The sequence below is a fragment of the Companilactobacillus pabuli genome (assembly GCF_014058425.1).
Classification (GTDB): domain Bacteria; phylum Bacillota; class Bacilli; order Lactobacillales; family Lactobacillaceae; genus Companilactobacillus; species Companilactobacillus pabuli.
This window is the reverse complement of record NZ_CP049366.1, coordinates 1,639,647-1,654,876: the sequence shown is the minus strand read 5'-3', so window position 1 is coordinate 1,654,876 and position 15,230 is coordinate 1,639,647. Positions and strand designations below refer to the sequence as shown.

General features: G+C 35.7%; 14 protein-coding genes. 12 read left to right on the top strand and 2 right to left on the bottom strand.

Annotated elements, in window-relative coordinates; translation table 11 throughout:
* The first annotated feature begins 2 nt into the window (after positions 1-2).
* Positions 3-740, top strand: a complete 738-nt coding sequence (locus G6534_RS08035) for a winged helix-turn-helix transcriptional regulator (RefSeq protein ID WP_182082576.1) — start codon at positions 3-5, stop codon at positions 738-740.
* A 41-nt stretch (positions 741-781) separates the two neighbouring features.
* On the opposite strand, the gene G6534_RS08030 is transcribed toward G6534_RS08035, so the two are convergent.
* Positions 782-3,436, bottom strand: a complete 2,655-nt coding sequence (locus tag G6534_RS08030; RefSeq protein WP_059073732.1) for an HAD-IC family P-type ATPase — start codon at positions 3,434-3,436, stop codon at positions 782-784.
* 371 nt (positions 3,437-3,807) lie between these two features.
* Between G6534_RS08030 and nagE the strand changes: the two genes are divergently transcribed.
* The 8 genes from nagE to G6534_RS07990 all read left to right on the top strand — a co-directional run bounded on the left by nagE (position 3,808) and on the right by G6534_RS07990 (position 12,197).
* Positions 3,808-5,784, top strand: coding sequence for an N-acetylglucosamine-specific PTS transporter subunit IIBC (gene nagE, locus G6534_RS08025; RefSeq protein WP_059073733.1), 1,977 nt, complete (start codon positions 3,808-3,810; stop codon positions 5,782-5,784).
* Between the two features lie 157 nt (positions 5,785-5,941).
* The gene (locus tag G6534_RS08020; protein ID WP_059073734.1) at positions 5,942-6,622 is read left to right on the top strand and encodes a DUF4867 family protein; all 681 of its coding nucleotides are present in this window, start codon (positions 5,942-5,944) and stop codon (positions 6,620-6,622) included.
* 659 nt (positions 6,623-7,281) lie between these two features.
* Positions 7,282-8,250: a PTS sugar transporter subunit IIB gene (locus G6534_RS08015; protein ID WP_059073735.1), complete on the top strand. Its 969-nt coding sequence runs from the start codon at positions 7,282-7,284 to the stop codon at positions 8,248-8,250.
* Positions 8,251-8,289: 39 nt separating this feature from the next.
* Entirely contained in the window at positions 8,290-9,111 is an 822-nt protein-coding gene (locus tag G6534_RS08010; RefSeq protein ID WP_059073736.1) for a PTS mannose/fructose/sorbose transporter subunit IIC, read from the top strand.
* Between the two features lie 19 nt (positions 9,112-9,130).
* Positions 9,131-10,042, top strand: a complete 912-nt coding sequence (locus G6534_RS08005) for a PTS system mannose/fructose/sorbose family transporter subunit IID (RefSeq protein ID WP_119317378.1) — start codon at positions 9,131-9,133, stop codon at positions 10,040-10,042.
* 112 nt (positions 10,043-10,154) lie between these two features.
* A complete protein-coding gene (locus tag G6534_RS08000; RefSeq protein WP_059073737.1) occupies positions 10,155-10,538 on the top strand; it encodes a DUF956 family protein in 384 nt (127 codons plus the stop codon).
* A gap of 176 nt (positions 10,539-10,714) precedes the next feature.
* On the top strand, positions 10,715-11,248 hold the full coding sequence (locus tag G6534_RS07995) for a hypothetical protein (protein WP_059073738.1): 534 nt from the start codon (positions 10,715-10,717) through the stop codon (positions 11,246-11,248).
* Positions 11,249-11,456: 208 nt separating this feature from the next.
* Positions 11,457-12,197: a CPBP family intramembrane glutamic endopeptidase gene (locus tag G6534_RS07990; RefSeq protein ID WP_059073739.1), complete on the top strand. Its 741-nt coding sequence runs from the start codon at positions 11,457-11,459 to the stop codon at positions 12,195-12,197.
* 14 nt (positions 12,198-12,211) lie between these two features.
* Here G6534_RS07990 and G6534_RS07985 read toward each other — a convergent pair whose 3' ends face one another.
* The gene (locus G6534_RS07985; protein ID WP_059073740.1) at positions 12,212-12,961 is read right to left on the bottom strand and encodes a DUF5067 domain-containing protein; all 750 of its coding nucleotides are present in this window, start codon (positions 12,959-12,961) and stop codon (positions 12,212-12,214) included.
* A gap of 198 nt (positions 12,962-13,159) precedes the next feature.
* Between G6534_RS07985 and G6534_RS07980 the strand changes: the two genes are divergently transcribed.
* From G6534_RS07980 to G6534_RS07970, 3 genes are all read left to right on the top strand, one after another.
* The gene (locus G6534_RS07980) at positions 13,160-13,372 is read left to right on the top strand and encodes a hypothetical protein (RefSeq protein ID WP_229239878.1); all 213 of its coding nucleotides are present in this window, start codon (positions 13,160-13,162) and stop codon (positions 13,370-13,372) included.
* Positions 13,373-13,464: 92 nt separating this feature from the next.
* The gene (locus G6534_RS07975; protein WP_059073741.1) at positions 13,465-14,343 is read left to right on the top strand and encodes a cation diffusion facilitator family transporter; all 879 of its coding nucleotides are present in this window, start codon (positions 13,465-13,467) and stop codon (positions 14,341-14,343) included.
* Between the two features lie 64 nt (positions 14,344-14,407).
* Entirely contained in the window at positions 14,408-15,082 is a 675-nt protein-coding gene (locus tag G6534_RS07970) for a 2,3-bisphosphoglycerate-dependent phosphoglycerate mutase (RefSeq protein WP_059073742.1), read from the top strand.
* The last annotated feature ends 148 nt before the right edge of the window (positions 15,083-15,230 follow it).

The window sequence follows — 15,230 nt, the reverse complement described above, 5'->3', positions numbered from 1 at the left end:
ACATGCAACCGCTAGTATTGTTGAGTAATAAACTACTACTATTTATAGAAATCAATCGAAGCTTTAATAAACAAGGTTGGTTTTTACAAAATATTACTGATCCCGAAGAAGTAGAAGAATTAGCCGAAAAGGAAGAAATTGCAGGCCTATTATGGGATTTCACAATTACGGATTTGAATAGTTCGATTAAGATTTTGAAGTCTTTGCGTAATAAGATTTCTGGTCCCATCATTGTTTTGGCTCCGGCAAAAGATAAAAAAAGACGTTCTTTGTTTTACAACATTAATATTGATAGCTTCATCACTAAACCATTTGAATATCCCGAATTGGTTGCTAAAGTTAAGCAATTGTTTTGGGTTTATAACAAGTTCTCTATTAGAAGAGAAAAGCATCCAATTAAAAAAAGCTCCAAAAAAAACACTATTAAATATAATGATATTGTGATTGATTTTAAGCATTATCGTGTCACACATAATGGCTATGATATTGGTCTGACACCTAAAGAATTCAGTTTGTTTTGGTATTTGATCCAACACCGTGGCAAAGTAATGAGTCGAGATCAACTCTTAGAAGGAGTATGGGGATATGATTCGATAGGTTCTAGTCGAACGGTTGATATCCACATTAGTCATTTGCGTGATAAGTTGGCAGAGAAATCAAAATCGCAAAATTGCATTAAAACAGTTCGAGGTTTTGGGTACGTTTTGGATAATAAGTATCCGTTAGTATCTGAAAGCTAAAAAAGCGTTCGCTATAAAATTTTAGCGGACGCTTTTTGGTATTATCTATTAATTTTTAAACGGATCATTTTGTCGATTTCAGTAATCAAGAGGACTACTGCACCTGCGACGATTGCCATGCCCCATTCGACTAAACCGATATTTCCAGTATAGAAGATTTTTTGCATGAATGGTACGTAAGTTAAGAACAATTGTAGTAGTAACATCAAGCCAACGAATACGAAGACTTTGGAGTTAGAGAAGAGTTCTTTTGATAATGCGAGTTTTGGAGTTCTGATGTTAAATAGGTAGAAAATCTTACCTAAGATTAAAGTGTTGACCATGGTTGTACTTGAAATAGCATCACTGACACCGATGTTATTGAGATAAGTATCGATGATCAAACTGACTGCTGCAATCAGAATCGCTACGTAAGTCATTTGGAAAATATCGTGGCGATTCATCAATTTACTACCAGTTTTACGCGGTTTACGAGTCATGATGCCTTCTTCAGCCGGTTCAAAGATCAAAGCAAATTGAATGGTAATAGCTGATACCATATTGATCCATAGCAATTGTGAAGGTTGCAATGGAATTTCTTGTTTTGTCAAGATGGCATAAGCTACGATCAAACCTTCAGAAAAGGAGATAGGTAGCAAGTACAAAATACTTTTCTTGATATTGTCGAAAATTCGACGACCTTCTTTAATTGCAGAAGACATTGTGGCAAAGTTATCATCTGTCAAAATCATGTCGGCAGAATCTTTAGCAACGTCAGTTCCCTTGATACCCATGGCGACACCGATATCGGCACGCTTTAAGGCAGGAGCATCATTGACACCGTCACCAGTCATAGCAGTAACTTTGTTGTTCTTTTGTAAGGCTTCGATGATTTCTAGTTTGTTACTTGGAGTAGTTCTAGCAAAGACTTGGTTCTTATCAGCAGCAATGATTTTTTCGTCGTCTGATAAAGCATCCCATTGAACACCAGTAATAGCGTTTATTTCGTCAGCTAAACCAAGTTTTTCACCGATAGCCTTAGCAGTAATGGCGTTGTCACCAGTAATCATTTTAACTTGAACACCGGCAGTACGCATAACTTTCAGTGATTCGATTACTTCTTCACGAGGTGGGTCTATGATTGCCACGACACCTAAGAAATTCAAGCCATCGACAATCATTTCATGGGTAACTTTGTCAGTTGTTGGGGCTTGTTTTTCGTAACCCACGGCAATGACACGTTTACCTTCAGCGGAGAATTGTTGGATTTTTTTAAGCCAGTAATCGTAATTGAAATTAGGATCTTGTTTCTTAGCCATATCCAAAAGCTTATCTGGAGCACCTTTAACAAAAAGTGTTCGTTGATTGTCTTTATCCTTAACTAATTTACCGATATAACGGTAGTCGGAATCGAAAGGTAAAATATCAACTTCTTCATATTCAGGCTTTTGTTCAAAATCAAATACTTTATGATAAAGCGTCAAGAAAGCACCGTCAGTTGGTTCACCATTGATGATCCACTGGCCATTTTCATGTGACAAATTAGTATCGTTAGCATAGTATCCAGCTTCTAAAAAGAGTTTTAGTTCTGGAGTAATTTCTACGGGTTGATTGTTTTGAGTGATTTGACCAGTTGGTTCATAACCAGTTCCACTGACTTGTAGTTCTTGGTCGCCGATTAAAATGTCAGTCACAGTCATTTCATTTTTCGTTAAGGTACCAGTTTTGTCGGTTGCAACGACGTCAACAGAACCTAAAGTTTCAACTGCAGGTAAAGTTTTGACGATGGTATTTTGTTTCTTAGCCATGTCACTGACACCCTTGGCCAAAATAACGGAAGTAGTAGCTGGCATACCTTCAGGAATTGCACCAACCATCATAGCTACAACGGCTAAAGCTAAAACAGGCAGAGCATAAGTATCAAAGACTAAACCAATGATAAAGATCAAAATTGATGCAGCCACGATGAAGTAGGAAACCTTAGTACCTAGACCGTCGATAATTTGCATCAATGGAGTTTTGCGTTGCTTAACGGAACTCACTTCAGTCGAGATTTTACCAATTTCAGTATCTTTGGCTGTGGCAACAACTACACCACTACCACTACCGTTAGTTACAGCGGTCGAAGCAAAAGCCATATTGAGTTGATCAGCTAAAGCAATGTTTTCACTATCAAGTTTGGAATCGATTTTTTCAACCGAGTTAGATTCACCAGTCAAAGCTGATTCTTGAATACGTAGATTATCAGAGTCGATGATTCGAAGGTCGGCTGGAACATTATCACCAGCTTCTAAAAAAACTGTATCGCCGACAACTAAATCTTCAGCTGGAACGTCTTTTCTTTGACCATCACGATAGACAGTCGCTTCGATCGACAACATTTGTTTAATTTTTTCTAAGGCATCTGAAGCATTGGATTCCTGATAGTAACCAATGATAGCGTTGATAACAACTACCAGACCGATGATGATCGAGTCAGAATAGTGACCCATCAATAACGTGATAATGGTAGAGGCAATCAAGACGTAGATGACCATATTGTTGAATTGACGCAAGAAAATTTTCCATTTTGGAGTTTTCTGCGATTCTAGTTTGTTAGGACCATTTTGAGCTAAACGTTTCTTAGCTTCGTCACTTGTAAGTCCTTGTTTGAAATCATTTGTGTTATATGTTTCTTTTATTTCGTTAAATCCTATCTGATAGGGTTTAGTTTTCATTGACATCTCCTAGTTTTTTGAGTTAAAAAAAGCGCATTGCTATAAAAGTAATGTGCTAAACTCAGCAACGGATGCGATAGAAGAAATATATAAGATTCGTTTTCAGTTAAAGTTCACTCCCTCAATTATCTGTATCAATAAAGATATCAGGTTCAACTATATCATGTCAATATTAGAGTTTCTTTAAGAGTATTAGTTTTAGGAATTCGGGATATACCAATCAGAAATTAATCTAGTCCAATTGTATGCTGAAAACGTTTAACTAGCTTACATGCAAGAAAATAAGCATAAAACTATTGCAATTATCAATGTAGACCAGTATTGTTGAATTCGTTATAAAATTCTTTTTATTTGGGGAGGAAAATAGGAAAATGAAAACCTATCTTCAAAGAATGGGTCGATCCCTTCAATTGCCGGTTGCAGTTTTGCCTGCAGCAGCTTTGCTTGAAGGAATTGGTCACTGGCTTCCACAAAATTGGGGCCTAGCACAATTCCTCCAAGTTGGTGGATCTGCCATTTTAGGGCAGTTAGCATTGTTATTCGCTGTTGGATTATCACTTGGGATGTCCAAAGTCAAAGATGGTGCGGCTGCTATGGCTGGGGTAGTTGCTTATATAGTTCCTACCTATGTGTTAGCACCAAATCAAGTTGCACTATTATTAGGAATAAAAGTTAGTGCTGTTAATCCGGCTTTTAATGCAATTGCCGGGAATGTCTTTATTGGCATTATTGCTGGACTGATTGCTGCAGCTTTATTTGATCGTTTCCATGAGACAAAATTACCGATGGCTTTGTCATTTTTCAGTGGAAAACGTTTAGTGCCAATTTTAGCCACGCTAGTAATGTTATTAGTTTCAGTCGTTCTATTATTTGTTTGGCCGGTATTGTATGATGCTTTGATTTCATTTGGTAAATTCATCGTTAACTTAGGCTGGATCGGCGCTGGTTTGTTTGGATTCTTCAACCGTTTGTTGATTCCAACTGGATTGCACCAAGCCTTGAATCAAGTCTTTGAATTTAACATTGCCGGTATCAACGATATTGGTAATTTCTGGGCTAATAAAGGAACCAAGGGAATTACTGGTATGTACTTAGCTGGATACTTCCCAGTTATGATGTTCGGATTACCTGCAGGTGCTTTAGCAATCTATAAAAATGCTTTGCCAGAGAAGAAGAAGACTACAGCCGGTTTGATGTTAGCTGGAGCGTTTGCTTCATTCTTCACTGGTGTAACTGAACCTTTAGAGTTCTCATTCATGTTTGTTGCTTGGCCACTTTATGTGATTCACGCTATCTTTACAGGATTATCAATGGCGTTTGCCGCCTTTATGCATTGGACAGCTGGATTTACATTTAGTGCTGGGTTAGTCGATTATATTTTGAGTTTCCACATGCCGATTGCTAACAAACCTTATATGTTATTAGTTCAAGGTTTAGTTATGGCGGTAATTTATTACTTTGGTTTTGACTTTGCAATCAAGAAGTTTAATTTAATGACTCCTGGTCGTGAGAAAACTGTCGATGATGCACCAGTTGAAGAAGTCGCTACTTCAGATTCTGATGATAAATATATGATTATGGCTAAGAAAGTTTATGCTGGAATCGGTGGTCACGATAATATTAAAGTGATCGATAACTGTACAACTCGTTTACGTCTACAATTAAATGACACCGGAGATGCTAATAAATCTCAAATTATGGATGCCGGTGTTTCTGGAGTTAATGTTCTAGATAAAACAAATATTCAAATTATTGTCGGAACGGAAGTTCAATTCGTAGCTGATGATTTGAAGAAATTGTTCGATCAAAATGCCAAAGTTGAAGCTGTTGATTCAAAACCAACTGAAGCAAAGGAAACAACTACTGATAGTGATGTTAAATCTGGACAAGTCGATACTTTCTATAGTGTTGCTAATGGACAGGTTGAAGATATCGAAGAGGTTTCTGATCCGACCTTTGCTCAAAAGATGCTTGGTGATGGTTATGCAGTTATTCCAAGTGATGGCAAAATTGTTGCACCGGTTGATGGTACGATTGAAAGTATCTTCCCAACTAAGCACGCTTTAGGTATTAAAACGGATAGTGGTTTAGAAGTTTTGGTGCACATGGGAATCGATACAGTTCAACTAAAGGGCGAGCCTTTCGATATTAAAGTCGAAGCTGGCCAAAAGGTTAAACATGGCGATCAATTAGCTCAAGTAGATTTGGATAAGATAACTCAAGCTAACAAAAAGACTGATATGATGGTAATTATTACTAACATGCCAAATGTCGCTTACTTGAAGTATCAAGTTTTGGACCAAAAGACAGAATTGAATCAAATTGTTTTAAAGTCAACAACTAAATAAAGAGTTTTTTCACCCTTCATAATTCGCTTAAAAGCCTACGGAATCTAGTTTCCAAAGGCTTTTTTTATTTGTTAAAAATGATTTTTGCTATTGACTAAAACGTTTTCAACTGTTAGATTATGTTTGAAATGAACATTAACAAACACGGGGGAAAAGTATGAGTACATTAGAAGATTTCCAAAAAAAGAATCCAGATTACAAGATCCTCTCCATTGATGATCCTGATTTTAAGAAATACGGTAAAGTTTATACTAAATACGATATTAGTGAAGTAAAAGACTACATGGACAAGAATGTTAAGATCTCAAGTCCAAGTAACTTCTACACACCATCAAATAAAGATCTCGAAAAAATTCCTGCAATTCAAGAAATGGGCAAGGACATTTATGCATTTATGCCAATTGAAGCTGGTGAATGCACTGGTCAATCAACTAACTTCTCAGCTATCGAATATCACCAAGGTAGCGAAACAAACATTATGTTGACCGATGTCATCATGGTTTTAGGACAACGTTCAACACTTGATACAAAAGGTGAGTACAGTCCCTCAGAAGATGGACAAATTTTCTTTGTTCCTGCAGGGACAGTTGTTGAATTTTATAGTACAACTTTGCATTATGCACCAATCAAAGTTCATGATTCAGGTTTCTCAATCATCGTTATCTTGATTAAAGGTTCAAATGAAGAATTGCCTGCTGACTTTAAGAGTGACAACAAACGTATCGTTAAACAAAACAAATTCCAATTAGTTGATCCTAGTCGTAAAGATAAGATTGCCATTGGTGTTGAAGTTGGTTTGACAGGTAAGATGATTGAAATGACACCTTTAGATAAGTAATTTTTCTAAGATTTAGCTTAATTACTCAAAAAACGCAAAAGAACCTTATTGGAATTGCAGTTGTCCGTACTGCATCTAATGAGGTTCTTTTTTAATTTGAGAAAAATAATGAAGTATCGTTCACAAAAAAGTGAAGAAATGTATTTACTAAAAAAATAAAAGGTATAGTCTACATCATGTTACACACAAAAAACATGTGAAAAATCTTGAATTGAAAAAATTATACTTTATAAACTAAATTGAAAATGCTGATATAAAAGGGTATAGACCCATAAAACTATGAAAATGTTGAAAAGAGAGAAAGGTTTTCAAATGTCACAAACTGCTTAAAATTATTCCTAAAAAAATACAATTGGTTTTGACCATTTAATACCTATTTTTCAAATAACTTGATTTAATAGCTTTAAATTAAGGACCAAAAAGCCAAAAACTATATTGTTAATTTTATAACAAAAGTTTAAATTTGTTTTTATTTGCTTATTTTTGTTAAAAAGGCTGTTTTTTTTCTGAAAAAATGATATTATGTAAGGGTTCACATGAAGGGTGAGCTCTATTAAAGCGGTTTATTTAGAAATTATTCTATTTTTATTGTCAAAATGATCATAAATAGGTGGTCAAAGTAAGCGCTTTAATGACATAAAAATAAAGGAGGATTAAACATGGTTGGAATTGTTATTGCAAGCCATGGTGACTTTGCCGACGGTATCAAGATGTCTGGTTCAATGATTTTCGGTGAACAAAAAGATGTTCAATCCGTTACATTGCAACCAAGCATGGGGCCTGATGACCTTAAAGCAAAATTGGAAAAAGCTGTTTCAGCTCTTGAAGATCAAGAACAAGTTTTGTTCTTAGTTGACCTTTGGGGAGGAACACCTTTTAACCAAGTAAATGGTTTGTTCGAAGCACATAAGGATAAGTGGGCTATCGTTGCTGGTCTAAACTTACCTATGTTGATTGAAGCTTATGCTTCACGTATGTCAATGAATTCTGCACATGAAATTGCTGCACATATCATTGAAACAGCCAAGGAAGGTGTTAAGGTTCGTCCAGAATCTCTACAACCTAAAGAAGCTAAGGCTGCTCCAAAACAACAAGCTGTCTCAGGTGGTAAACCTGGTAAGATGAAGTACGTTTTGGCACGTATCGACTCACGTCTATTGCATGGTCAAGTTGCTACTGCATGGTCTAAGTCAGTTTCACCAACACGTATCATTGTCGTTTCAGATAATGTTGCTAAGGATGATTTGCGTAAACAATTGATTATGCAAGCCGCCCCAGTTGGTATTCACGCACACGTTATTCCAATTGATCAAATGATCAAGATTGCCAAAGATGACAAACACTTTGGTGGCGAACGTGCACTATTGCTTTTCGAAACACCACAAGATGTTAAGAGAGCTATTGACGGAGGAGTTCCATTGGAAACAGTTAATGTTGGTTCAATGGCTCACTCAGTTGGTAAGGTTCAACCTAATAAAGTTTTGGCTTTTGACCAAAATGATATTGATACATTCAAGGATATGGAAAAAGAAGGCATCAAGTTTGATGTTCGTAAAGTTCCTACAGACTCAGAAGATAACCTTGATAATATCATGAAGAAAGCTCAAGACGAGTTGAACAAAAATTAATATATATTCTTATAGAAATAAAACGGAGGATTAATAATCATGCAATTAAATGCTATTCAGATTATTCTTGTCGTTTTAGTATCATTCCTAGCTGGTATGGAAGGTATTTTGGATGAATTCCATTTCCACCAACCAGTTATCGCATGTACTTTAATCGGCTTAGTTACGGGTCAATTGATCCCTTGCCTTATCCTTGGTGGTACATTACAAATGATCGCTTTAGGTTGGGCTAATATCGGTGCTGCCGTAGCACCTGATGCTGCTTTGGCAGCTGTTGCTTCAGCTATTATTTTGGTTCTAGGTGGTAAAGGTCAAGCTGGTGTTGGTTCAGCTATTGCTATTGCTGTTCCTTTGGCTGTTGCTGGTTTACTACTAACAATCCTTGTTCGTACTATCGCAACTGGTATTGTTCACATCATGGATAAAGCTGCCGAAGAAGGTAACTTTAGAAAGATTGATATGTGGCAATATATTGCTATTTGTCTACAAGGTCTACGTATCGCTATTCCTGCCGCAATGATTCTTGCTATCGGTGCTGGTCCTGTGAAAGCATTGCTAGATGCTATGCCTACTTGGTTGACAGATGGTTTGTCAATCGGTGGTGGTATGGTTGTTGCTGTTGGTTACGCAATGGTTATCAATATGATGGCTAGTCGTGAAGTATGGCCATTCTTCGCTATTGGTTTCGTACTTGCTACAGTTACAGACCTAACACTTATCGGTCTTGGTACTATCGGTATTTCTATGGCGCTTATCTACTTGAAATTATCTAAATCAGGTGGTAATGGCGGTTCATCAAATGGTGGTGGAGGAAACTCCAACACAGGTGATCCAGTCGGCGACATCATAGATAACTACTAAGAGGGAGGAACTCATAAAAATGGCAGATCAAGTTAAAATTTCTAAAAGAGATAGAATCGCTGTTTGGTGGCGTTCAACATTCCTTCAAGGTTCATGGAACTACGAACGTATGCAAAATGGTGGCTGGACTTATTCATTAATTCCAGTATTGAAAAAATTATATAAGACAAAAGAAGATCGTGCTGCTGCATTGAAGCGTCACATGGAATTCTTCAACTGTCACCCATACTTAGCTTCACCTATCCTAGGTGTTACTATGGCCTTGGAAGAGGAACGTGCAGGCGGTGCTCCAATCGATGACGTTACTATTCAAGGTGTTAAAGTTGGTATGATGGGTCCTCTAGCTGGTATCGGTGATCCTGTGTTCTGGTTCACTGTTAAGCCAATTATTGGTGCCCTAGCTGCTTCACTTGCTATGACTGGTAATATTCTTGGACCAATCATTTACTTCGTTGCATGGAATGCTATTCGTATGGCCTTCATGTGGTATACACAAGAACTTGGCTACAAAGCCGGTTCAAAGATTACAGAAGATGTTTCTGGTGGTGTTCTACAAGACATCACAAAGGGTGCTTCAATTCTAGGTATGTTTATTCTAGGTTCATTGATCAACCGTTGGGTTACTGTTAAGTTCACACCAACAGTTTCAACTGTTAAGCTAGATAAGGGTGCTTACATTGACTGGTCACATCTACCATCAGGTGCCCAAGGAATCAAAGAAGCTTTGATTCAACAAAAAGCTGGTCTTTCATTGACAGCTCACAAAGTAACAACATTGCAAGATAACTTGGATCAATTGATCCCTGGTTTAGCTGCTTTGCTTCTAACATTATTCTGCATGTGGTTACTAAAGAAGAAAGTTTCACCAATCGTTATTATTCTTGGCTTGTTCGTTGTCGGTGTTGTCCTACACGTACTTCACGTTATGTAATAATTCGAAACTTTCATTTTGGGGTGAACTCTTTGGAGTTCAGCCCCTTTTTTGATAATAAATAAGTTCAGACGTATAATACGATTCAGGAAGTTAAAGGAGTAGATTTTAGATGGTTGAATCAATCAATACGAAAGCAGATCTAGTTGAAAAAGCTACCTCTCATTTGGGAATGACCGATTATGGCAAAATCATGATAGGGGATAAGGGTTTTGAATTTTATGACGATCGTGACGTTAATAATTACATTCAAATTCCTTGGACTGAAGTAGATTTAGTTATTGCTTCAATTATGTTTGGTGGCAAGTGGATACCACGTTTTGCACTTCAAACTAAGAAGAATGGAACTTTCTCTTTTTCTTCACGTGATCCAAAAAAAGTTTTACGTGCAATTAGGGTCTACATCGAACCGGACCGTATTGTACGTTCATTGAGTTTCTTCCAGGTTGTGGCACGGGCATTCAAGCGTAATCCTAATAAGAAGAAAAAAAAATAAAAAGAAATAGAGATAATTAAGAACATTATTGAATGTGTAGTCAATTGCTACATTTCTAATAATGTTCTTTTTTATGCCAAAAGGTATATTTTGTAATAAATCAAAACTTAATTTTGGAAAAAGTGACTAGATTGTCTTACTTTATAGATAGTAAAAAGACAATCTAGGTGGTTGAAATGGATAGAGAATTGAGTTTTGAAAGAAAAATCAGTTTTGAACCATTATTGATCAGTATCTTTTTTGGCATAGTTGTAACATTTATTGTCTATGCTATTTTTCCGATGATACCGATTTTTGCTTTAACGGCTGGAATTTTAGCTTTTGGAGTGGATAGTTTGGTGATTTTTCCTAGGTCATTAGTAAGGTTCTATGATTATTGGAGTATCGGTGAAACTGGAATTTATTATTCCGATTATGACACTTGGTCGAAACAACTACTGGCAATTTTTTTACCGATGAACAATCGATTAAAGGAGATTCCCTTTGAGCAAATTAGAAGTTTTGCAGTTGTTGATGACAGGAACATTATGAATACTCAGAATCCTAATGGTGGTAAGTTAAATAATTCTTTGGTCCGCAAGACACATAGTTTGATTGTTAGTACCGATAATAAAAATATTTGTTTACACTGTGCTTGGACGAGTAGTAATCTTCCGGTATCTGAAAAAGAGTTAAGAAGATTAATTAGTTTTTTAAATTCAAAAATGTAAAAAGGCGAGTGCCCTGTTGGGATGCTCGTCTTTTTTTAAACAAACAAATTTTTGAAATACGGCTTTGAAGGGTAAGCTCTACAAGGAAGATAACAGTGTTTTCATGCAGAACAAGTATTTCAACAATCAAAGAATACTTTATAGAACGCGTTTCATGTCAAGCAATTTTTCTATATAATTTACTTAAAAGAAATTAAAGGGAGTTTATATGAAGTTATTCAAAAATAACATTACAAAAATCATCATTGCAAGTTTGATTTTTCCTATTACTTTGACAGTTATCGGTCTAATTTTGAGTAAACAATCAGTTAACAGTCTTGCTCAAGCATTGGCGGATCTAGTAGTTTTTTTAGTGGCTTATTTATTGAATCGACAATATTTTCAAGAGAAAGTCTTTTGGTTTAATCAAAAAAATGGTTTAGCACAGTTATCGACAGCTTTTCCAGCTTTGATTATTGTGGCTTTTCTAAATTCACCAGTCCTATTAGTAAATGATTTTCAAGTTAAATTCCAAGTGATTTTAATCTGTTTATTAGTTGGTTTAGCTGAAGAGTATATTTTTAGGGGAGTGTTGATCAGTCTATTTTTAAAAGCTAATCACAACAACGCTTTTGGTGCCGTGATTGGTTCGAGTATCTTATTTGGACTGATTCACATTACGAATTTAAAAGCTTTGCCACTCGGTTACGTTTCCGCTCAGATGATCTTTGCGGCTGCAATTGGAATTTTATTTGGGACAATTTACGTCAAAAACCGCAATTTATCGATTGTCATCGTTTTGCATGCCTTTCGAGACATGTTCCCAATGTTTTCTAATAAATTGATGAAACAAGTTTCTCAGACGAGTTTTAACATGGCCAGTTTGTACGTCATGGTCGTCTTTTTAGGAATCGCTTTGTTCATTTCGTATATTCAATTACAAAATTTTGATATAAAAAAAGCTGAATAAGAATTCAGCTTTTTTTAGTCTAATTTGAGTGGTTGAGTGCTGTCTAACCAAGCATTAGTTTGAATGTTTTTGAAGTACATTGTGACTTCAGAAGTGGTGTCATTAACCTTTACTAGTAAAGCACCATCGAAACTCTTGCCTGGTAGGACTTGGCCGTTGTTAGTGGAATTGATCAAACTAGCGTTGTCGCCGGTAGCAGTGGTAGGACTCAATTGTTTATCGTTTTGCTTAAGCATGATGGCATTATTTTGAACTTGTTGAGGTATTTCATTATTGTTGGTCTTGTTAGTATAGTTGTATTTGACCATTAAGGCAGCATCCCCATTAGCATCCTTGATCAATTTAACTTCATTAGAGATTTTAAAAGTATACCAATCAGTGTCATAAACTAAATCATTATAAGTCCCAGGATTTTGAATTTTAGTTTGTTGTTTAGGTTCTTCTTGTTTTTGAACCTTTTGTTCCGGTTGTTCTTTAGTTACTTTTTCGGCTTGCTTGGTCTTGGTAGACTTTTTAGTAGATTTTTTCTTTTTGGTAGTCTTCTTTGGCTTAACCTTTTCAATCTTGTGCTCAGTTGGTTCAGTATTTTCAGTGCTGTTATTATTAGAAGAATTAACCTTCCACATAATAAATAAGCCAATTATGATAACTAAGATTAAAATAATTGAAATCAGGAATGATTTCTTTTTATAAAATGGTTGTTTTCTACGTCGAAATGCTTCACGAGTCATACGAGATCTATTGTTATTATTTTCCCTTTTCATAAATACTGGCTCCCCTGTGAATAAATCGTTACGTTTATAATATCATAATTGACTCTTAGAAATTAATTATCAAAAATATGCTTAGTTTTTTTTAAACAATACGATTTTTACATAGAGTGTTGAACTGCTATTTGAAAAGTGGTATAAATATCTGGTCGAAGTTAATGAGATAGTTATTTTGCATAGAAGGGGGTCACAATGATGTTGTTTTTTGGTAATCATGGCGATTATGAAGTTACTTGTAATTTTTTGAGCAAAGAAGGCCAAACAATTGCTGAGAAGCGCATTTGTCACAACACTTCCAAGAAGGAGGCACGTGACGGTATGAGAGAATATATTACAAACAGATTCTCTGATATCATTGATGTAGCTCATCCCATTAAAGTTGTTGCTAAGCTAACAACTAAATAGAAGGATATATAATTAAGAAGGCGAGGTTTTGACCTCGTCTTTTTTTATACATTTTTACAATTATTAGCTATGATAGATGAGGAGGCAGAAATATGGATCATGAAAAAATAACCGGTAAACGTTTCTTTTATGTCACAGCTTTGAATATCATTATTACAATCACTGAGTTCGTTGGTGGCTTTGTTTCAGGAAGTTTAGGGTTGATTTCTGATGCCTTTCACAATTTGGAGGACTCTTTATCAATTGTCATTTCGTATGTTGCTAATGTGATTGGACAAAGAAAGAATAACGCCAAGAAGACTTTTGGCTATAAAAGGGCTGAGATTTTGGCAGCCTTTGTCAATTCAATTATTTTAGTTATTATCACAGTTATGATGGTTTTTGAATCTTTTAAGCGCTTGAATCAACCGCAGCATATCGATGGTAAATTGATGATGATCGTGTCAGTCATTGGTTTGGTGGCTAATTTGGTTTCGATGCTGATGTTGATGTCAGGCTCGAAGCATAATTTAAATATCAAAGCGACCTTTCTACATATGTTGACTGACACTTTATCTTCAGTCGGAGTCTTTGTTGCATCTATTTTTGTTATTTTATTCAATTGGAATTGGGTCGATCCAGTAATTACAATCGTCATTGCCATTTGGCTCTTAAAAGAAGCCTATACAGTAGTTTCAGAAACTATCAACATCCTTATGGAGGCTAGTCCAAAAATTAATTTAACAGCAGTTGAAGCCGAAATTATGACAATTCCAGAAATCGTTAGAGTTCATCACATGCATGTTTGGATGATTGATGAAAATCATATTATGCTCGATGCCCATATTAATGTTTTGAAAAATTGCAATATGAAAGAATTAGATACTCTATACGATCAAGTAGATAAATTGTTGCTTGATAAATTCAATATTACCCATGTAACTTTGCAAGCAGAGTGTTCCAGAGGCCTTGATAATTCATTGATCGATTAATTTAGAAACTAAACTGTGCTAAGATTAAAAGGTAATTTTATATGAAAGTTGGGAATGTCATAATATGGTAAAACTTGTCATGGTGAGACATGGAGAGAGTATTGCTAATGCTTTGAATCAATATACGGGATGGAATGATGTTGATTTGACGCATGAAGGTGTAATGCAAGCACATGAAGCTGCAAAAAAACTCAAGGGTTTTTATTTTGATCACGTACATACATCAGTTTTACGGCGTGCTATTAAGACAGCCTACATTATTCAAGATGATTTAAACCTTAATTATGTGCCAATAACTAAGACTTGGCGCTTAAATGAACGTCACTATGGAGCTTTGAGAGGGCTTAACAAAGATGACACAAGAAGAGAGTACGGCTTGGAACAAGTTCACTTGTGGCGTCGAAGCTTTTATTCAGTCCCACCAGCTCTAAGTAAACCAGATCCAACGACTGGTCCTTACAAGTATTTTGATAAAAATATGATGCCAGTTGCAGAAAGTCTTTATGAAGCATATCAGCGAATAGTTCCTTATTACGTTGATCATGTGGCTCCAAGACTTTTAGATGGGAAGGATCAATTGATTGTAGCTCATGGAAGTACGATTAGAGCTTTGATCAAATATGTTGAAGGTATTAGTGATAAAGATATCGATGGAGTAGAAGTAGCCAATGGAACTCCGCTGATTTATGATTTTGACGATAAATTGAATATTATTACTGATAATCGTCAACGTTATTGATAATAAGATTATATAAATAAAATAATTTTGGAAATATTTGAAAGTGCTTGCTAGTCTAAGAACGGCGATGAATGCACTTTCATTTTTTTTGCTTTTTTGAGAGAAAATGCTTTCTTTTTTCAAATAATGTTGTAAACTATTTAAATGG

Bases quoted from the DNA above. Each gene is read 5' to 3' on its own strand.
- G6534_RS08020 (WP_059073734.1), top strand. From the start codon at position 5,942: ATGAGTACATTAGAAGATTTCCAAAAAAAGAATCCAGATTACAAGATC.
- G6534_RS07990 (WP_059073739.1), top strand. From the start codon at position 11,457: ATGAAGTTATTCAAAAATAACATTACAAAAATCATCATTGCAAGTTTG.
- nagE (WP_059073733.1), top strand. From the start codon at position 3,808: ATGAAAACCTATCTTCAAAGAATGGGTCGATCCCTTCAATTGCCGGTT.
- G6534_RS07975 (WP_059073741.1), top strand. From the start codon at position 13,465: ATGGATCATGAAAAAATAACCGGTAAACGTTTCTTTTATGTCACAGCT.
- G6534_RS07970 (WP_059073742.1), top strand. From the start codon at position 14,408: ATGGTAAAACTTGTCATGGTGAGACATGGAGAGAGTATTGCTAATGCT.
- G6534_RS08010 (WP_059073736.1), top strand. From the start codon at position 8,290: ATGCAATTAAATGCTATTCAGATTATTCTTGTCGTTTTAGTATCATTC.
- G6534_RS08015 (WP_059073735.1), top strand. From the start codon at position 7,282: ATGGTTGGAATTGTTATTGCAAGCCATGGTGACTTTGCCGACGGTATC.
- G6534_RS08030 (WP_059073732.1), bottom strand. From the start codon at position 3,436: ATGAAAACTAAACCCTATCAGATAGGATTTAACGAAATAAAAGAAACA.
- G6534_RS07985 (WP_059073740.1), bottom strand. From the start codon at position 12,961: ATGAAAAGGGAAAATAATAACAATAGATCTCGTATGACTCGTGAAGCA.
- G6534_RS07995 (WP_059073738.1), top strand. From the start codon at position 10,715: ATGGATAGAGAATTGAGTTTTGAAAGAAAAATCAGTTTTGAACCATTA.
- G6534_RS08000 (WP_059073737.1), top strand. From the start codon at position 10,155: ATGGTTGAATCAATCAATACGAAAGCAGATCTAGTTGAAAAAGCTACC.
- G6534_RS08005 (WP_119317378.1), top strand. From the start codon at position 9,131: ATGGCAGATCAAGTTAAAATTTCTAAAAGAGATAGAATCGCTGTTTGG.
- G6534_RS07980 (WP_229239878.1), top strand. From the start codon at position 13,160: ATGATGTTGTTTTTTGGTAATCATGGCGATTATGAAGTTACTTGTAAT.
- G6534_RS08035 (WP_182082576.1), top strand. From the start codon at position 3: ATGCAACCGCTAGTATTGTTGAGTAATAAACTACTACTATTTATAGAA.